Origin of the sequence: Citrobacter sp. T1.2D-1, from assembly GCF_950098555.1 — a bacterium.
Classification (GTDB): domain Bacteria; phylum Pseudomonadota; class Gammaproteobacteria; order Enterobacterales; family Enterobacteriaceae; genus Citrobacter_A; species Citrobacter_A telavivensis.
Genome location: NZ_CATNHH010000002.1, coordinates 180,771 through 200,022 on the forward strand (window position 1 = coordinate 180,771; position 19,252 = coordinate 200,022).

Sequence of the window (19,252 nt, forward strand, 5' to 3'; positions counted from 1 at the left end):
TTAAAAATTATCATTTATTTCCTTGAACGCCACTATCTAACGTTTTATCTTCCCGTTTTATCGACAACCGCATAAAGTAGTAAAAGAGAAAAATAGACATTTCATAATTTATTCCGTTTTCGGATGCTGACGTTACCGTATGGTAATGGATGTAATTATGTTTATTTCTGCACTTTTTATTTAGGGCAATTTATGATTCAGATACAAAAAGTCATGAATAAACATGACCTCAACACCTTTATCTCTTTCCCTTCTTCACTCTATGGCGCTGACGACTGCTGGATCGCCCCCTTGAATTTTGAACGCGCAGAGCATCTGTCTGCAAAAAATCCGGGGTCAGAACATATCAACTGGCAGGCATGGATCGCAAAAAAAGAGGGACGGGTGGTCGGGCGAATAACCGCGCAGATTGATACCTTACATCGCAGACTGTACGGCGATGACACCGGTCATTTTGGCATGATCGACGCCATCGACGATCCTGAGGTCTTTAGCGCGCTGTTTGCTGCCGCCGAAACATGGCTGAAATCCGTCGGGGCGCGAAAGATAACGGGCCCTTTTAGCCTGAACATTAACCAGGAAAGCGGCCTGCTGGTTGATGGCTTCGGGACGCCCCCCTGCGCACTGATGCCGCACGGTAAGCCCTATTATGGCTCCCGGGTCGAACAACTGGGGTACACCAAAGGAATCGATCTACTGGCTTACTGGATGCAGCGGACAGATTTATTCTTCTCGCCATCGCTGGTCCGACTGATGGATCAGGTGCGTGAAAAGGTGACCATCCGCAGCATTAATCGCAAGCAATTCAGTGAAGAGATGCAGATTCTGCGGGAAATTTTTAACTCAGGATGGCAGCACAACTGGGGATTTGTCCCCTTCACAGAACACGAATTCGCCGCCATGGGCGAGCAGCTCAAGTTCCTTGTACCGGACGATATGATTCACATCGCTGAGATAGATTCTATCCCCTGTGCCTTTATCGTTGGCCTGCCAAATATTAATGAGGCTATCGCCGATCTCAATGGTCGGCTGTTGCCGTTCGGCTGGGCCAAACTGCTCTGGCGGTTGAAAGTGAGCGGTGTCCGTACCGCGCGGGTGCCTCTGATGGGTGTACGCCAGGAGTATCAGTTCAGTCGTATTGGCCCGGTCATAGCTCTGCTGTTAATTGAGGCATTACGTGAACCGTTTGCCAGACACCATATCGACGCAGTAGAGATGTCCTGGATTCTGGAATCTAATAGCGGAATGCGCACGATCCTGGAACGCATCGGCGGGGTTGCCTATAAGCGCTATCGCCTGTACGAAAAACAGCTCTGAGCGCAGCCGGGAGGAGAAGGCGTGAAGATTGGGTGAGCCTCCTCCTCTACGCTTCCGGCTGTGGATTGTCGTCGGTACTGAGGTAAACAATAGCGCTTTCCCGCCTAAAACAGGATTCTGAACCATTCCCCCTTCTTTTCTGCTGGCCTCCAGCGCTGCGAAATTGCGACTGATGTCGCAAAAATATCACCCTGAAAATTCTGTCCATATAGCCGGGATTCTTGCCTATCACACATTTTCTGCCCCCTCCCTAAAGTAAGTCTTAGCCCATAACGTATGTTTTTTCAGCTAACAGGAGTCGCAGTAAATGATCGATTTTAATGACCCACGCCAGGTTGCCAAGGCTATTCAATTCACGAACGTCAATCCTGATTTAACCCGGGAAAGTCTGATCCAGCACCTGAATATCTGCATGGAATATCAGTTTGATGCCGCAATGATTGCCCCCTGCTGGGTCTCCCTTGCTAAAGAAGTACTGAAAGGTACAGGGGTTCGTGTCGCCACAACCGTGAACTTTCCGCAGGCTAACGACACGACAGCCATGAAAGTGGCCGTCGTACGAGAATTGGCAAAAGAAGGTGCCGATGAGTTTGATTTCCCACCAAATCCAGGTTTTCTGCTGGGGGGCGAGGATGAACTGTATTTCCGGGAACTGAAGGAAGTCACCCATGTTGCGCATGACCTGGGAATGAAAGTCAAAGCCATGCTGGAATTTGGTTTCATCACCGAGGAGGCGATGAAAATCAAAGCCACCCGTTATGCCTATGAAGCCGGTATTGACTGGGTGAAACAGTCAAGCGGCTGGGGCAAAGGCGGTTGTGCCGCGACGGTAGAAGATGTGCAACTTCTCAAAGCTCATATCCAGGCACCTTGTCGGGTCAAAGTCTCCGGTAAAGTGAATACGATTGAGAAAATGAAAGAGATGTTCGTAGCAGGTGCTGAATTAGTCGGGACCAGCTCCGGTCCTGAACTGGTCAAAGGACTGGTAGGCGACATTAACGCTTATTAACCGAAAAGTGCCGCTGGTAGCAGCGGCACGACGCCCTGCACAATTTAAGGAGTATGTGATGAGTGTATTTATTCTCGGTAGTTACGCAAAGGCGCTGGTCATGACCGCTGAACGTATCCCGCTCGCCGGGGAAACGCTGATCGGACATAACTTTCGCCAGACATGGGGAGGAAAAGGTTCCGATATGGCGGTTCAGGCTGCACGCTTAGGGGCCGATGTCGCCTATAGCGGCGTGGTGGGAAATGACACCTTCGGTAATGAGTTCATCGAACTGATGCAGGAGGAAGGCATCAATATTGATGCGTTGACCCTGACCACCGAGCTGCCCACGGGCGCTGGCCTGATCATTAAGGACAAAGAAGGACGCAATGTCATTGTCGTGGATATGGGCGCCAACAAGCTCTTTACCCCTGCCCTTGTCGATAACGCGCTGCTGCAACTTAAAAATAGCCACGTGGTGTTAACCCAGTTAGAAATTCCTCTCGAAACAGCCCTCTACGGTTTGAGAAAGGCCAAAGCGCTGGGTAAGACAACCCTTCTCAACCCGGCACCTGCCCGAGATCTTCGTGGACTCGATCTGAGCGCGGTTGACTTCCTGACGCCTAATGAAACGGAGGCCCGTGTCGCGCTGGGGCTGGCTCCGGACGATCCGCTCAGTAACCGCGAGGTCGCCGACAGGCTACTGGAAACGGGATGCCGCTATGTTGTGATGACGCTGGGTGAAGCGGGTGCAGCCGTTTTCACCTCTGACACCGCGCTGGAAATACCACCTTGTCTGGTTGAGGTCGTCGATAGTAATGGTGCAGGTGACAGTTTTAACGCTGCCCTCGCTGTCGCGCTTGACGAAGGTAAACCCGTCAACGAAGCGGTTCTGTTCGCCAACGCCACAGCGGCACTCTGCTGCTCTGACTGGGAAACTGTTCCCTCTTATAAATATCGCAGCGATGTCGATACCTGGATGCAATTCAACCTGAGCCGAAGGAATTCCTGACATGAGACCCGACAGAATTTTACACCCCGAGCTTGCCGCAGCCTTAGCCTCCTTAGGCCACACCGATATCGTTCTGGTCACCGATGCGGGGTTCCCGATTCCTGCGCACGCGAACCGGATCGACCTGGGTTTCTGGCCTGGTCAGATTGACGTCCGGGAGATCCTGCGCGTGCTACGTAAGGAACTCTTTGTTGAAGAGGTACATTTTGCCAGCGAAGTCCGCGACTGCCACCCGCAGTTGTACCGCGATGTGCAAACGATCTACACCGGTTCTGGCGCGGCGTTTTTCGCTGCGAGCCATGAAACGCTGTGCCACGACATTGCCCATCAGGCGAAGCTAATCATTCGCTCCGGTTCGTTCGAGCCCTGGGCCAACTTCGCCCTTGTCGCCAGCACCGATCCGTTTGCCTGGTTCACTGATGCGTCTGGCGTACAGCCGCTCCCCGCCTATGTTGCGCGACGCCAGCGTATTGTCGACAACATCGTACCGGAACTTAACTGACAGGACATGATGATGAAAGCAGCGGTAATCAGTCAGGCACAGCCGGGCAAAGTGGAGTTTCGCCATCAGACCGTTCGGGCGTTAGCCTCCGGCGAAGCGCTGGTCAACGTTGAATGTTGCGGTGTCTGCCACACCGATTTACATGTTGTGCAGGGTGACTTTGGCCCAGTACCGGGGCGTATCCCCGGACACGAAGGCATCGGGATTGTCAGCGCGATTGCCGACGACGTGACCAGCCTGAAAGTGGGCGATCGCGTCAGCATTGCCTGGTTTTACGAGGGTTGTGGCGTATGCGAATACTGTGTCAGCGGGCGGGAGACCTTCTGTCGCAACGTAAAAAATGCCGGTTACAGCGTTGATGGCGCGATGGCCGAGCAATGCATCGTCAAAGCGGACTACGCGGTGAAAGTCCCGGAAGGTCTTGATCCTCTGGTCGCCAGCAGCATTACCTGTGCGGGTGTAACAACCTACAAAGCTGCGCAGGTTTCGGGAGTCCGTCCGGGGCAATGGCTGGCAATCTGGGGCGCGGGCGGTTTAGGCAATATGGCTATCCAGTTTGCCCGCAATGTGTTCAATGCCCGCGTGATCGCCATTGACATTCAGGATGACAAACTGGCGCTGGCCAGAGAAAGCGGCGCAGAAATCACCCTTAACCCCGGTAAAGAGGATGTTCCCGCACGTATTCATGAACTGACGGGCGGTGGTGCGCATTCGGCGATTGTGGTGGCGGTGGCGCGCTCGGCCTTTAATCAGGCAGTTAACAGCGTCAGAGCTGGCGGCAAAGTAGTTTGCGTGGCGGTTCCTGCCGGCGAGCTTTCGCTGAATATCGTCAAGACGGTTCTTGATGGCATCCAGATTGTCGGCAGCCTGGTGGGAACCCGTCAGGATCTGGCGGAAGCCTTCCTGCATGCGCTTGCCGGGCGCGTTCACCCCATCGTACAGCCCCGAAAACTGGAGGAGCTCAATGCCATTTTCAAGGAGATGGACGACGGCACAATCCAGGGAAGAATGGTGATTGATTTACGTACCGTGCAGCGCACAGAGGAGTGAGACGATGAAAATTACAGGCTGGCGTACGCTAACGACCTGGCATCACTGGGAGAGACCGATTGGTGATGTCAACGGCACCATTGAGTCCGGAGTGACCGAAGTGCCCATCCTGATGCTGGAAACAGACGAAGGGGTAACCGGCATCGGTCTGGGCGGACATGCCGACATCGAACGAGTCTTTCCGGCTATTGAAGGTGAAGATCCCCGTGCGGTAACGGCACTTTACGATCGCATGCTGGCCTGGGTTTTCAAAAGTGGTCACGCCGGTAGCACCTTTGGCACCATTGGCGTTGTCGACATGGCCTTATGGGATCTGAAAGCAAAGTGCGCGGGAGAACCGCTCTGGCGGCAGCTTGGCGCAAGACGTGGATTCGTTCCCGGCTATGCGTCCGGACTGGATTACCCACTTTCGCTGGATGCGCTGATTGCACTGCATCAACGTTTTGCCGATCGGGGATTCAGCGCGTTCAAACTCAAAGGTGGGCTGGACGTTGAGCAGGACCGGGAACGCTTTGCGGCGGTCAGAGAGGTTTATCTGCGCAACACCCCTTCGCCGGTCATGATGCTGGATGTCAATGAATCAATGAACAGCAAACAGGCCGTCCGCTACATCAACCGTTTGCAGGAAACGTTGGATCTGAGCTGGATTGAGGAGCCTGTCCGTCGCTGGGATGCCGCCGGTCACGCCGCAATTCGCCAGCAGGTCACCTGCGCGGTGGCGACAGGAGAAAACCTGACAGGCATAGAACAGTACCTGCCGTTGCTGAAAGAACAGGCGGTCGATGTGCTACAGGCGGGGATGTGCTGGGGGATCACCCATTTTCTGCGCGTGGCGAATCTGGCACAGGCGTTTAACCTGCCGGTCAGCCCCGTCGGCTACAACGCTAACCCCGTCGCCCATGCCGCTGCCGCCGTCGCCAATCATCTGAGTTGTGAGGTGCAGGATCTGAATTTTCCGCTGGGTCTACAGGTAGATCAACGCATAGAAAATGGCGGCATCCTGCTGGGTGATGAGCCCGGACTCGGTATTTCCATTGATGAAACGGCAATTCAGTCACAACACGATAAGGGAAGCTGGACGATTGCCCAGGGCCCCCATGTCAGACCGGAACGAGCCGGGCTAAGGCTGACGCTCCAGTCACCACAACGCGAACAATAATGAAGGACTCAAAAATGAAAACCGTACCTCTGGGCCATACCGGCATTCAGGTGCCCGTTCTCGCGATGGGAGCGGCATCGCTGGGCAGCATCTATCACCCGGTGTCCCAACTGCAAGCCAATGAAACGGTCGCCACCGCGCTGAGTCATGGCGTGAACTACTTTGATGTTGCCCCTTATTACGGGCTCACGAAAGCCGAAACCGCATTAGGCGCCGCGCTCAAGGGCGTTCGTCGTGAAAGTTACACCCTCGCCACCAAGGTGGGCCGTTACGGTGACAGCCTTTGGGATTTCTCACGCGATGCCACCTTACGCAGCGTGGAAGAAAGTCTCTCCCGTCTGGGTTGTGATTACATTGATGTCATTCAGTGTCACGACATTGAATACGGCGATATGACGCAGTTGCTGGATGAGGCGCTGCCAACGCTTCGTGAACTCCGGGACAGTGGCGTGGTTCGCCACATTGGCATCACCGGATACGATCTGCCGCTACTCGAACGCGTCGCCTGCGAGCAGAAAGTCGATACCGTCATGGCCTATTGCACATGGACTTTACAGGACCGACGCCTGGGTGCTGTTGCGCAGCGGTTGAACGAAGCAGGGATTGGTGTCCTCAATGCGTCTCCTCTCTCAATGGGGCTGCTGACCCGTTCAGGTGCGCCGGACTGGCATCCGGCCCACGACGATGTCCAACGCGTCTGCCGCAGCGTGTCTGAACTGTGCGATAGCTACGGCGTCAACATTGCGCAGATTGCCCTCCAGTTTGCCCTGACGACCGCCGCGGAGCACGGTATTGCCTCCACCGTCATTGGGACAGCCAGCGCCGAAAATATGCTCGATAACGTCCGCTGGTCTGAGCAACCGCTCGATCCTGAACTGCTGGACAACATTAACGCGCTGATGGCACCGGTACTCAATATCGGCTGGGATGTGTTGCCAGGTAACGGAGGGAAAGCGCAGAAATGAGAACGCTCGACAGTCATCTTCATCTCTGGGATCCGTGCTTGTTGCGCTATGACTGGCTTGGCGATCTGCCGACGTTAAACCGGGCTTTTTTGCCGCAGGAACTTGCCCGGCATGCCGGGGCCCCGGACGCGGCGATTGTGGTTCAGGCCGACTGCGCCGCCGAGCACGCCATCAAGGAAGTGAACTGGCTGAATCAACTGGCTGATGACAGTCCGATCGCCGTGGCAGGTATTGTCGCCTGGGCTCCTCTGGAGTGTGGCAGCGCCGTCATTCCTTATCTGCGCCAGTTACGACAGCTTCCGCGCGTGGTGGGCATCCGACGTTCCCTACAGAACGAAGCGCTGGAACGGTTCTACAGCGCAGACTATCGCGCCGGTTTACTGGCGGCGGTAGAAGAAGGCTTTGTCATTGATATGTGCGTCAGAGCGGCGCAACTCCCGGCCCTGTTCGATCTGATGACATGGCTCTATGACCGGGTGCCGGAGGCTCGCGTGGTTCTCGACCATATGGGCAAACCGGCCATCACTCGCAATGAATGGCAGGAATGGGCGGAAGGGATTAAGGCGCTGGCAGCCTTCCCCAACCTCGCCTGCAAGCTGTCTGGACTACCGACGGAGGCCAACTGGGAAAACTGGCAACCCGAACAACTGAAGCCCTGGATACAACAGGCTATCACCACATTTGGCGCGCAGCGCTGTTTATTTGGCGGTGACTGGCCGGTTGTTGAACTGGCCGGAGGCTACACCCGCTGGAGGAATTGCGTAACTGAAGCCATTACGTCTCTGTCGCCGGAGGAAATAAACGCAATAATGGCGGATAACGCCAGGGATATCTATCTGAGAAAAGCCAAAAAAGGTTAATAACGTCGTATCTACACTGATGTCGTTTATTTCATTTTACCCTACTGAATAAAATTTGAGGAAATAAGCATGTCTGATAATACCAACACATTGCCATCCGGGAAGGTTGCCGACAAGCATCAAACCGATTCTCCGGAAAGCAATATCATGGTCACCGGGAAAAAGAAAAATATATTACTGGCCTCCCTGTTCGCCAATTTCTTTGTTCTGCTGGCCTTATATTGTGGCGTCATTTCCGTTCTGTTACCGAACCATGTCGCGCAAATCGATCCGGCCAATAAGGCTAACAACCTTGCCATCGTGATGACCACGGCGCTGTTGTTTACTATTTTTGCGCAACCTATTGCCGGGGCATTATCCGACCGATGCCGTTCAACATGGGGGCGTCGCTCTCCTTTCATTGTCGGTGGCGCGTTAATCGGTGGGCTGGCGATCTTCGGCATCTCGATGATGACAACCATCGCCGGTATTGCGGTTTTCTGGCTGATGGCCGCCGTCTCGCTGAACTGTATGAACGGGCCACTCGCGACCGTCGTGGCAGACCGATTCTTACCTGAAAACAGAGGGATAGCCTCAGGTTTCGTTGGCGCGGGTTCGACAGCGGGCGGAACCGTAGGCATCATCCTGGCCGGGTATCTGGCGTGGAATCTGCAGTTAGGCTATCTGGTATTTGCCCTGGCTATCGCAGCCTGCTGTGTTGCGTTTGTGCTGATTAACCGTGAACCTTCAACGCGAAATATGCCGGTTGAACCTTTCAAATGGGGAACGTTTTTCAAAAACTTCTGGGTCAGTCCACGCCAGTATCCCGATTTCGGTTGGGCATTCTTTGGTCGCTTTGCCATGTACCTGGGCTACCAGGGCGTGGTGACCTATCAACTGTATATCCTTCAGGATTTCATTGGGTTAAGTGTTGAAGAGTCCAACTACGCCATCGGCACAATTTCGGTCATCACGCTGTCCACCCTGCTCTTTTCCGGTCTGGTATCCGGCATCATCTCCGATAAGCTGCAGCGGCGTAAAATTTTCGTCTTTCTCTCCAGCATTCTGATGGCGGCGGGCCTCTGTATTCCTCTGGTCATGCCAACCCTGACCGGTATGTATATTTATGCCGCGATTATGGGACTGGGATACGGAGCCTATACCTCCATTGATATGGCGTTGATGACTCAGGTATTACCTAGCGGCGGTAAACAAGCGGGTAAAGATATGGGGATCCTGACTATTGCGACAGTATTACCGCAGTCATTTAGTCCCATATTATCGGCCTGGCTGCTCGCGACATTTAATAATGATTATTCATCATTATTTATTGCCGCCATTATTTTTGTCTTTGCTTCATCATTCTTTGTATTACCGATTAAATCAGTTAAATAAAAAATAACAGTTTGCAGGCGAGACCACACTCGGCAACGGGTGGGTAGGCCCTCGCCTGTCCGCAACAAGAGAGACGCTATAATGACACAACGCATGATATTAAATGAAACCGCCTGGTTTGGGCGAGGTTGCCGCGGCCAGTTAATTAATGAACTCATCCGACGGGGTTTTACCAGAGCACTCATCGTCACCGACAGCGGCCTGGTCAAATGCGGTATTGTCGGGAAAATTACCACTCTACTTGATGAGGCGGGTTTTGCCTGGACATTATTCGACCGCGTCGTACCGAATCCCGGTATTACCGTGGTGCAGGAAGGCGTGAAAACATTTCGCGCCAGCGGCGCTGATGTCCTTATCGCGGTCGGTGGCGGATCGCCTCAGGATACCTGTAAGGCTATTGGGATCATCATTAATAATCCTGAGTTTGCAGATGTTCGCAGCCTGGAAGGGTTCGCTGAAACGACCCGTCCCTGCGTGCCAATTATTGCCCTTCCTACCACGGCAGGGACCGCAGCAGAAGTCACCATTAACTATGTGATTACCGACGAAGCGCATCAGCGGAAGTTTGTCTGTATCGATCCACATGACATTCCTCAGGTCGCGCTTGTGGATGCGGATCTCATGGATGCGATGCCAGATTCGCTAAAAGCCGCCACCGGCATTGATGCCCTTACCCATGCCATCGAAGGTTATATTACGCGCGGCGCCTGGGAATTACCGGACGCGCTCCATCTTAAAGCCATTGAAATGATCGCCAAATCGCTGCGCCGCGCGGTGGCTGGCGATGCTGAAGCGATGGAAAAAATGGCGCTTGCGCAGTACATCGCCGGGATGGGGTTTTCCAATGTGGGTCTCGGCCTCGTCCATGGCATGGCTCATCCGCTGGGCGCGTTTTACAACACCCCGCACGGTGTCGCTAATGCCATCCTGTTACCTCAGGTAATGGCATGGAATGCGCCCTGCACCGGAGAAAAATACCGCAACATCGCCCTGGCAATGGCTATTCCCGACGCCGCCACGCTGCCGCTGGCAGAAATCCGACAGGCTGCTGTCGATGCGGTCTATCAGCTCAATCACGATGTCGGGATCCCCACATCACTGCGTGAGATTGGCATGAATCAGGACGACATTCCGCAACTGGCACTGGCCGCCTTTAACGATGTCTGTACCGGCGGAAACCCACGCCCGGCCACGGTGGATGACATCGCTGCACTCTATCAGCAGGCTTTCAACGGAGTGAACAGACAATGACACAGCAGATGACCCAACCGCTGTTCAGCGGGGTGATCCCTCCGGTTCCGACACTCTTCACCGCAGAGGGTGAATTCAACGAAACGGCGCAGGCTATCCTTATTGAGCACCTGATCAATTCCCCCGTGGACGGGCTCTTTTTCCTGGGTAGTGCCGGAGAGTTTGCCCATATGTCCCGCGAGATGCGCCTGGATGTCGCCGCATTTTGCACGCGCCTGGTTGCAGGTCGAAAACCCGTGCTGATTGGCATTGCCAGTTGCGGCACACAGGAGACCATTGAAGCCGGTCTTCATGCGCAACGCTTCGGCGCGGATGGCGTGGTCGTCGTGAACCCCTGGTACAACCCGCTCAGTGAAAGTAACCTGCTTCAACACTTTAAAAGGGTGGCGGAGGCGCTGTCGATTCCGGTAATCCTGTATAATTTCCCCGCGCTGACCGGGCAATCCATACCGGTACAGATTATCAAAACCCTTGCCATCGACTGCCCGAACATTGTGGGGTTGAAAGATACGGTCGATACACTTTCCCATATCAGGGAAACGCTGCACGCGGTAAAACCCGTGCGCCCCGATTTTGCTGTCTTTGCCGGTTACGATGAGTACCTTCTTGGCACATTAATTCTGGGAGGAGATGGCTGTATTCCCGCCAGCGCCAATTTTGCACCACAACTCACCTGTGGGATCCGCGATGCCTGGCATAAGCAGGATTATTCCCGAGCCGTAGAACTGCAACAGTCGCTGTCCTGGATCCCTCCTCTCTACGGGTTGGATCTGCCGTTTTATAATGCGGTGAAATATGCATTACAGCTAACTGGCCTGGATATTTCTGTCCATTCATTGCCACCTGCGTCGCCACTGACCGCAGAAATGAAAACAGAAATTGAAAACATCCTTCAACGCGCGGGTGTGATTAATAAGGAGGGTAATTAACATGAACAATATTCGTCGATTTGGTTGCGTGGTGAAAGTCCGGCCAGAAAAACTGGCGTATTATAAGGAACTTCATGCGAATCCCTGGCCTGAAGTCAATGCCATGATAAAAGAATGTAATCTGCGCAACTTTTCCATTTATTACAAAAATGGTCTGCTGTTTAGTTATCTGGAATATACCGGTGATGATTATGAAGCCGACCAGCAGAAAATGGCCGCGCACCTGAAAACACAGGAGTGGTGGCAGGAAACGTCGCCCTGCCAGATGCCGCTTGAAGGAGAACCTGAAGGCACGCTATGGGTAGAAATGGAAGAAATATACCACCTCGATTAATACAAAAATAATAATATTAATTCTCTGCGCTTTTTTGAAAGCGCAGAACCCCTGTATTTTAATAATGATAGAAACATCCGAGAATAATATGAAAATCACCTCTATGACATGTATCGGCCTCGGCTTAGTGAATCTTTTTGCCATCCCTTATGCATCTTCTTCGCAAAATTTAAATATTGAAGAACGGTTGTCGCAACTGGAATTACGTCTGCAAAAAGCAGAAAGCAGGGCCGCGCTGGCCGAAAAACAAAATGCCCAACTGGTCAGTCAATTAAAACAGACAGAACAAGAATCACAGCAGGCGAAAAAATCGGTGGAAAGCCTGGAAGCCCGCACCCAGCGAATTGAAAAAATAACGCCCGATGAAGATGACTATTTTGAGCTGCACGGTTATGCGCGTTCCGGCATGATGACCAACCATAATGCCCGCCACACCCAGGGGGGGCCATTTATGACCCCGGCAGGACAAACTGGCGGGGCAATTGGCCGTCTGGGTAATGAACCAGATACGTATGTTGAAGTGTATCTGGAGAAGAAAAAACGACTGGAAAACGGCGCCACGACCCGATTTATGACGATGATTGCCGATCAGCAGAAAAGCTATAACGACTGGACGGCGGATTCCAGCACGCTGAACGTCAGCCAGGCCTTTGCTGAAATCGCGTCGCTTCCGAGTTTTACTGGTCCCTTCAAGGATACGACGCTATGGGCCGGTAAGCGTGTGGATCGTGACAACTTCGAAATTCCCTGGCTGGACTCTAAATTCGTCGCGCTCAACGGCACCGGGGGCGGTATCTATGACATCCGCTGGACCGATAACATTCGCAGTAACTTCTCCTTCATTGGCCGTAGTTTTGGCGATGTGGACGTCGTCAACAATGACGTCCAAAACTATGTCCTGACAGCCAACAACTATTTTGGCCCGGTGCAATTATTCATCAGCGGGATGCAGGCAAAGGACAATGAAGAGCGTGAAACCTTAAGCGGATATAAAGTCTTCAACGCGGCAAACAAAGGTTATACCGCACTGTTAGGGTATCAGGGCGACAGCTTTTATGGCCTGACAAAAGGTGAAACGCGTAGCGTACTCTCCTGGGGACAAGGTCTTGGCGCGGAAGTGAAGAATATAGGCACCGACCCGGCGTTACTGTCCGATGCGAAAACGTTACGTTTAGCCAGTTACGGCATCGTCAATCTTTCGCCAGGCTGGGATTTTGCCCCTTCACTGCTTGCTCAGCAGAGTGCCGATCGTTACGTGAAAGGCGATGATTATCGCTGGGTCACCCTGAACGGACGACTGATGCAGAACATTACGCAAAACTTCGCGTTAGGTTATGAGGCGACCTGGCAATATATGGATCTCGATCCTAATGGCTATCAGCAATATCAGAAGGTGAAGGGGAATTTTTACAAACTGACCTTTGCACCAACGTTCCGACCTGACGATATTTCGCCCTTCTTTACCCGCCCTGAATTACGCGTTTTTGCCACGTGGATGAACTGGGATAACGATCTGGATAAATACAGCCCTAATGACACCTTTGGTCAGAAAGGTTTCACCTCGGGTGGCGAGTGGACATTCGGCGTTCAGATGGAAACCTTCTTCTGATCGCGGGCGAACGGTTTTATCACGGTAAAACCGTTCGCTTTCCTGATAAGGACTGAACGCCACTTACAGTGGTTTTTCCCGTCGCCGGAATTCACTTGGCGAAACGCCGACCGCCCGATGGAACTCGCGGGAAAAATGCAGTTGATCGTGATACCCCACCTGGCTGGCGATGCTGCCTATGGTGGCATCCGTTTCAACTAACAGGCGACGCGCCTGAGACAAGCGGTAGTTTTTCAACCAACGCAGTGGACTTTGATTAAACGTCTCCTGAAAGAGTCGAAAAAGCTGTGATTTACTCACCTGGCAATAGAGCATAAATTTGTCAATATCCCATTCATCGTTATAGTGACTGTGAATTTGATAAATCAGCCGACCTAATCCGCGATGGGTGATCACCGGTGAACTTTCATTTTCATGACTGCGACTTTCAAGAAGCGTATAAATTAATTTCGAACACAACAGGTCGCAATGGGCATCCGCAACCAGAGTATGGCTTTTCATCAAACTAAATAGTTGATGGTAAATGTCGGTTATTTCAGCCGGTGATTCAAACTCAAACACCGGTTGATGAAGAACATTCAGAAAATTCATAATATTGTCCATCTTAGAACCGTCAATTCTTAACCACAATATTTCCCAGGGATCGGCGCTGTCCGGAAAGTGTTCATGCGGAAACCTGACTGGAAGCCAGACCAGACTTCCTTCTTTCACTTCGTATTTTTTATTCTCCAGACAAATAACGCCCTTCCCCTTGAGACAGAAAATAAGTTCATGCCCCACGACAGACTGGCGTTGGATATGGAAATTCGCCCCTGTCAATATATGACCGGCGCGCAATACCCGATAATTGACCAGCGTAGAAAAATCTTCTGATTCCCGATACCAGTTTTCAATGACCTGCGTTCGCTGCGGCAGTGAACTCATATGCCATACTCCGAAAGAATGGATACATTTTAGATTAATTAATCCATCATGGGATGACAAGCGGAAATCATGACAGGAGTTGATTTAATTCTTTGACTCAGTTCACAAGATTAAGTAACGATAATATTATATCGTCAACCCGGAACTTTCCCCCTTAAAAAGGGGACATGACATGCCAACAATCCGCCATCGTAAAAAGCAGAGCGGATAAAATCATTAATTTGGCTTAGGTAGCATTTATATTCACCATCTTTTTGTAAATAACTTCACAAGCTAAATTAACAAAGAGAACATTATTCTACTATCGCACGCATACTCTGCCACGCTTTTATCGTCTTCTTTTCGATTAAGAACGGTTTCTGACAAACACCTGCGTATAAGGACGAATCTGCCCTGCTATCCGCTGTTCATTATGATGGTGTACATACGTTCATCTCCTGGTATTTCCTTCTGTCATTCGAATCGCTCTAACTAACATCATTAACGTCCCCACGTATCCTTGAAGGAGTCATTCTCCTTGGTCATGGGCAACCCCTTGAACAGAGGGTCGATACGCTGGCGGTGGCGATTAACACATCATAGGGTTTATATCCGACAGGAAGGCAGCCAAAACTGTATACAGAATGGGTGAAAGCCATTGTGGCTCACAAGATGAATTTATTCTCAGCTATCGGCAAGGCCGCACTTTACGGCTGAAATGACATTACCCGCGAAAAGGGAATCCGTAAGGATTCCCTTTCCTGTGACTTCTCGGTTTACGCGATGATCGCATTCATTTCAGAGTCTGCTCGTCTTCAGCAGCAGAAAAGACAATATTCAGACCACGAGGTCGAAATATTGTTGAATGAATCAACATATATTTGTACCAGCGTAAAAATAGCCGCCGATCGTTGACCCCAATACGTTCAAGAATACTGTACAATCTTGAATATATTGACTTTTGACTCAACCCCAGATATTGCGACGCGTCAGCATACGTTTCCAGACAAACAATCGCATTGAGCGTGTGTTTGTCTGCCCGGTTCATCTTTGTCATAAACTGACAAAACTCACACTTCTGTTCGTCACTGTTATCCTGTGCATCTCTAAGTTTTTCAATGATCCGCTGGATAGAATCACAATAATTGATATGCTGTTTCAGGTATAAATTATCTTGCTTTTCGGAAATACTCACTACTGTATATTCAGAAAGCAATGCACAACAGCATCGTGTTTGTACCCACATAGCAGGAAGAAAGCAGAATGGTTTCCTGTCTGACGGTCTCGCTGCCCTATTCTTTAATTCACTCAGCGCAAGAGCGATAAGTGGAGAAAGTTTATCATCAACAACCACGTTATCCCTCCTTGTACCGCTGTTTGCAAATATACACTTATCTTAAATAAAACTGCCAAAAGATATAACTGTTCAATCTAATACATCATGATAGGAAACAGCTATCACCATTTCTTTTTTTATCGCAAGATCAGATCATATCATTAACAACCTTGAAGGATTAAGCTTTATTATCAATGGTTTACATTTTAATAAAAATACACGCAGAGCAACAAAAATCAAACAAAACACAACAATAAATTCATATCCAGGGCATGCAACACCATCAATTAAATAGGATTATTTATCCTATAATCAGAAAAACAAAAAAATTACATCGCCATTCTTAGGTGTCATAGAAAAATACAAATTAGGATTGTTCTTAGATCGGAGAATAATCTCTAAATAAGAAGAAAGAATAAATGGGATGCATTAACTCAACGTCGTTTTATTTAATGGTAAATTTGAACAGAACGCCTTTTCATTTTTATAAAGCCACTATCACTTCGTCAAAAGCAATAGTTCTCATCTGGGGTAAATAACGGCATAGCCGAAAGGCTATGCCGTATCACTCACATCATCGCGCCATTAACGCAAATACGCCCCAACCGAAGTATTCCCGGGCGTACGTGACATGGCGTTTGGGCGCTATCGTCAACTCCGTACGAACCTCGTCGGCAAAATCATCCTCAGAGTTAGCCTCTAACCAACGACGCATTGTCAGCCATTTCGCCGCTTCGTACCGATCCCAGCCCTCCTGGTCTGCCAGTACCATTTCCACCACGTCATAGCCGAGTTCGTCGAAAGAGCCGACGAGCGCAGGAAGGGTGAGAAAATCAGTCCTGGACGAGACGCCACAAGCCTGGGCAATCTCTTCCGTCGCGGGAACCTGACGCCAGTATGGTTCACCGATCAGTATCATTCCGCCAGGCTTGAGGCTTTTTGCCAGCAGTTCGATACACCCGGCGACGCCACCGGCTATCCAGGTCGCGCCAACACAGGCCGCCACGTCGCATTTTTCGTCCGTGACGTAACCCGCCGCGTCGTTATGAATAAAATGGACGCGTTCGCTGACGCCGAGCTCTTCAGCACGCTGTTTTGCCTGCGCGGTGAAGAGCGGACTCATGTCGATACCGGTACCGTTAATACCGAGATCGCGCGCCCAGGTACAAAGCATCTCACCTGAGCCACTGCCGAGATCGAGAATACGCGCCCCCGACTTCATGCGTAACACGCGGCCCAGTGTGGCGTACTTTTCCGGCGTGAACGGGTTATGAATACGGTGTTCACTTTCGCTAGTCGTAAAAATACGTGGGATATCCATTAATTAATTCCTTTCATTGGGTTACGAATGACAGAGCGTTCAATCAGGTCATTATTCATGCCAGTGCTCCGGTTGCATTAAGGCCTGCGCACACTGAATTTGGCCAGTACGAGCATGTGGCTGAGCAGAGAGGGATTGCAGCATCCAGCAGGCCTTGTGCTCTTCCGGGATGGGATAAGGCGCAGGATAGCCGTTGTCTCCTGCGCAAGGTTTGAATCCATGTCGCGGATAGTACGTGGCATGACCGAGAACAAATACGCGCTGACACCCCATCAACCGTAAGTGTTCTAAACCGGTACGTATTAATAATCCGCCCACTCCTCTCCCCTGGTATTCCGGTATGACCGCCAGAGGCGCGAGGATATGCATCAGGGGAGATTCCATTTCCCCTTTGAATGTCGCCCGGGTGAACAAGATATGCCCGACGGCTTTACCTTCATGTCTGGCCAGCAACGATAACGTCGGACGTGCACTTTCGTCTTGCAGCAAAGCAGCCACCAGATCGGCCTCTTTACTGTAGCCAAATGCACGGGTTTCGACTTCCCGGATGTTACTTACATCACTCTCATCGGTGATATGAAAGGTGAAGTTGCGTGTTGTCATAGAACTCTCCTTAGCGGTTATCTGGCTGGGCGCGAACGTTGTTCAGCCCGGTGGTATTAATGCGGTAGGGTTGACCATTGACGGATTTGATCAGCTTTTTGGTTTTGAGTTTTTTGAAGACGGCGAGCGTACAGTCGGCGAGCAGCAGCCCTTCGCGGCTGTAACATTCAACGGCGGTGACGCGGCCTGACGTATCGCGAACGTGCGCAATACGTCCACCTTTGGCGAGAACGTGTAAGGTACGTTGTTCCTGACGGGATAAATTCATACTGGAAAACCTGTTTAATCATCATGTGCAAAACGTGCAAACACACAGCGGTGTCCGCATTCGATTTCAGCGCATTGATAATCAGTCCGGCCTGGAAAGGTCGGGGAAACTGATTATCAGATGATTACATTCTCCAGCATCAAAGCCTCGGGTTGAGTTGAAAGGTATTTACGGCATGAATGGTAACACGTAATTTCAGCAGGGATATGTGCAGGTCGGGGAAATGTGATCGATGTCGAAAACGCGAGCCCGCCCACGGTCATGGCTTCATCTTCTGTCCATCCACGGTCTCGCTGGCAGGCAGAAAGATAACCCATTGTTCTGTAACGATAACTTTCAATTTTCTTGATTTTAATTAAAGTAAAACGATAAAAAATTATTGTTTTACTTTAATTTTGTGTATTGTTTGCACTATCACGCTAAGCTGACACACCGAGGTTCTATGTCCACTGATGCACTGGCACAACTCAGCCAAAGAATGGTCACTTTCACCATGATGCTGTTGATTACCATCGTTTTGTTAAATTCGATCGTTCTGTTTTTTCCCATATTGTCATTTTCGAATGAGTTCTACGGGATAACGCTGTCTCTCACTGACCAGCGACTCTCTGCTCTCAATGTCAGCCTGCAGACGTTGCCATGGTGGCAGGCAGCGGGGGCCGGAGTCATCAACCTGTTGGTCATGGCGCCACTTTGTTACTGCCTGTATCAACTACGATCGCTATTTCAGGCCTATGCCCGGCGAAACTATTTTTCCGCCCGTTCGGCACAACATATGAGCAGAGTCGGCGCTTCTCTGGGGGTCTGGACTGTAATGACCCTGCTTGCGGATCCTGCGACCAGTTACTGGTTGACGATGCTTAACCCCGCAGGAGAGCGTGAAATACTCATCGGGTTTGAGCTCCATCATGTCGTCTGGTTTTTTATTGCGCTGTGTGTGATAGCAGTGGCTAAAATACTGGAAAAGGCGAGTGCTCTGTACGAAGAAAATAAACTTTTCCTCTGAGGCGGTAACTGCTATGGCAATCATTGTTAAACTGGATGTGTTACTGGCCGCAAGAAAAGTCAAATCAAAGGAGCTTGCGGATGCGATTGGAATTACGGAGCAGAATCTTTCGCTAATAAAACAAGGGAAAATTAAAGGCTTTCGATTTTCAACCCTTGATGCATTATGTAAATATCTTGATTGTCAGCCCGGCGATCTGTTCAGTTATATCCCCGTTAAGGAGGGTAACGACGATTAATCACCCGATTCAATCCTGATATTATATTTCTTCCAGCCTGAATAAACACCGCTGCTTGCGGCGGCGTTTATTATTGGACAAGCCCCCTGTAGCCCTACCCCGATTTTGGTTTCTGATGACAACACTGGTTTACGACCTGCGCGAGTACATGATTAATTCTATCTGAAAGGAGCATCAATTATGTTTATACGGATAATAGCCACTTCCCTTGCCCTCTGTTCTGTTTC

General features: G+C 50.9%; 20 protein-coding genes. 15 read left to right on the forward strand and 5 right to left on the reverse strand.

What is annotated here, in order from left to right; translation table 11 throughout:
• The first annotated feature begins 192 nt into the window (after positions 1-192).
• The 13 genes from QQZ17_RS04400 (at position 193) to QQZ17_RS04460 (ending at position 13,350) form a co-directional block, all read left to right on the forward strand.
• Positions 193-1,317, forward strand: coding sequence for an N-acetyltransferase (locus QQZ17_RS04400; RefSeq protein ID WP_152405162.1), 1,125 nt, complete (start codon positions 193-195; stop codon positions 1,315-1,317).
• Between the two features lie 307 nt (positions 1,318-1,624).
• Positions 1,625-2,326, forward strand: coding sequence for a deoxyribose-phosphate aldolase (gene deoC / locus QQZ17_RS04405; protein WP_152405163.1), 702 nt, complete (start codon positions 1,625-1,627; stop codon positions 2,324-2,326).
• A gap of 58 nt (positions 2,327-2,384) precedes the next feature.
• The gene (locus tag QQZ17_RS04410) at positions 2,385-3,317 is read left to right on the forward strand and encodes a ribokinase (RefSeq protein ID WP_152754394.1); all 933 of its coding nucleotides are present in this window, start codon (positions 2,385-2,387) and stop codon (positions 3,315-3,317) included.
• A gap of 1 nt (position 3,318) precedes the next feature.
• On the forward strand, positions 3,319-3,819 hold the full coding sequence (locus QQZ17_RS04415; RefSeq protein WP_152405165.1) for an RbsD/FucU domain-containing protein: 501 nt from the start codon (positions 3,319-3,321) through the stop codon (positions 3,817-3,819).
• A gap of 12 nt (positions 3,820-3,831) precedes the next feature.
• Positions 3,832-4,869 carry an alcohol dehydrogenase AdhP gene (gene adhP, locus QQZ17_RS04420; RefSeq protein WP_152406355.1) on the forward strand — a complete coding sequence of 346 codons (1,038 nt, stop codon included), beginning with the start codon at positions 3,832-3,834 and terminating at the stop codon, positions 4,867-4,869.
• Between the two features lie 4 nt (positions 4,870-4,873).
• Entirely contained in the window at positions 4,874-6,028 is a 1,155-nt protein-coding gene (locus tag QQZ17_RS04425; RefSeq protein WP_152405166.1) for a mandelate racemase/muconate lactonizing enzyme family protein, read from the forward strand.
• A 14-nt stretch (positions 6,029-6,042) separates the two neighbouring features.
• A complete protein-coding gene (locus QQZ17_RS04430; protein ID WP_152405167.1) occupies positions 6,043-6,993 on the forward strand; it encodes an aldo/keto reductase in 951 nt (316 codons plus the stop codon).
• The gene (locus QQZ17_RS04435; protein ID WP_152405168.1) at positions 6,990-7,853 is read left to right on the forward strand and encodes an amidohydrolase family protein; all 864 of its coding nucleotides are present in this window, start codon (positions 6,990-6,992) and stop codon (positions 7,851-7,853) included. The genes QQZ17_RS04430 and QQZ17_RS04435 overlap by 4 nt, the downstream gene beginning before the upstream one ends.
• A 69-nt stretch (positions 7,854-7,922) precedes the next feature.
• Positions 7,923-9,227 carry an MFS transporter gene (locus tag QQZ17_RS04440; RefSeq protein WP_199800593.1) on the forward strand — a complete coding sequence of 435 codons (1,305 nt, stop codon included), beginning with the start codon at positions 7,923-7,925 and terminating at the stop codon, positions 9,225-9,227.
• Between the two features lie 81 nt (positions 9,228-9,308).
• On the forward strand, positions 9,309-10,478 hold the full coding sequence (gene fucO / locus QQZ17_RS04445; RefSeq protein ID WP_152405169.1) for a lactaldehyde reductase: 1,170 nt from the start codon (positions 9,309-9,311) through the stop codon (positions 10,476-10,478).
• Between the two features lie 8 nt (positions 10,479-10,486).
• Positions 10,487-11,407, forward strand: coding sequence for a dihydrodipicolinate synthase family protein (locus QQZ17_RS04450; protein WP_152406357.1), 921 nt, complete (start codon positions 10,487-10,489; stop codon positions 11,405-11,407).
• A 1-nt stretch (position 11,408) separates the two neighbouring features.
• Positions 11,409-11,741 (forward strand): L-rhamnose mutarotase, encoded by a 333-nt coding sequence (locus tag QQZ17_RS04455; RefSeq protein WP_152754393.1) that lies wholly within the window; start codon positions 11,409-11,411, stop codon positions 11,739-11,741.
• A gap of 88 nt (positions 11,742-11,829) precedes the next feature.
• Positions 11,830-13,350, forward strand: coding sequence for a carbohydrate porin (locus QQZ17_RS04460; RefSeq protein WP_152405170.1), 1,521 nt, complete (start codon positions 11,830-11,832; stop codon positions 13,348-13,350).
• Between the two features lie 63 nt (positions 13,351-13,413).
• On the opposite strand, the gene QQZ17_RS04465 is transcribed toward QQZ17_RS04460, so the two are convergent.
• The 5 genes from QQZ17_RS04465 to QQZ17_RS04485 form a co-directional block, all read right to left on the reverse strand.
• Positions 13,414-14,274 carry an AraC family transcriptional regulator gene (locus QQZ17_RS04465; protein WP_152406358.1) on the reverse strand — a complete coding sequence of 287 codons (861 nt, stop codon included), beginning with the start codon at positions 14,272-14,274 and terminating at the stop codon, positions 13,414-13,416.
• 772 nt (positions 14,275-15,046) lie between these two features.
• A complete protein-coding gene (locus tag QQZ17_RS04470; protein ID WP_152405171.1) occupies positions 15,047-15,607 on the reverse strand; it encodes a hypothetical protein in 561 nt (186 codons plus the stop codon).
• Positions 15,608-16,163: 556 nt separating this feature from the next.
• Positions 16,164-16,910, reverse strand: coding sequence for an SAM-dependent methyltransferase (locus tag QQZ17_RS04475; RefSeq protein ID WP_152405172.1), 747 nt, complete (start codon positions 16,908-16,910; stop codon positions 16,164-16,166).
• Positions 16,911-16,961: 51 nt separating this feature from the next.
• Positions 16,962-17,513 (reverse strand): GNAT family N-acetyltransferase, encoded by a 552-nt coding sequence (locus QQZ17_RS04480; protein WP_152405173.1) that lies wholly within the window; start codon positions 17,511-17,513, stop codon positions 16,962-16,964.
• 10 nt (positions 17,514-17,523) lie between these two features.
• Complete coding sequence (locus QQZ17_RS04485) at positions 17,524-17,781, reverse strand: YjhX family toxin (RefSeq protein ID WP_006174186.1); 258 nt, start codon at positions 17,779-17,781, stop codon at positions 17,524-17,526.
• A 442-nt stretch (positions 17,782-18,223) separates the two neighbouring features.
• Between QQZ17_RS04485 and QQZ17_RS04490 the strand changes: the two genes are divergently transcribed.
• On the forward strand, positions 18,224-18,787 hold the full coding sequence (locus QQZ17_RS04490) for a DUF2975 domain-containing protein (protein WP_152405174.1): 564 nt from the start codon (positions 18,224-18,226) through the stop codon (positions 18,785-18,787).
• A gap of 13 nt (positions 18,788-18,800) precedes the next feature.
• On the forward strand, positions 18,801-19,025 hold the full coding sequence (locus QQZ17_RS04495) for a helix-turn-helix domain-containing protein (RefSeq protein WP_152405175.1): 225 nt from the start codon (positions 18,801-18,803) through the stop codon (positions 19,023-19,025).
• The last annotated feature ends 227 nt before the right edge of the window (positions 19,026-19,252 follow it).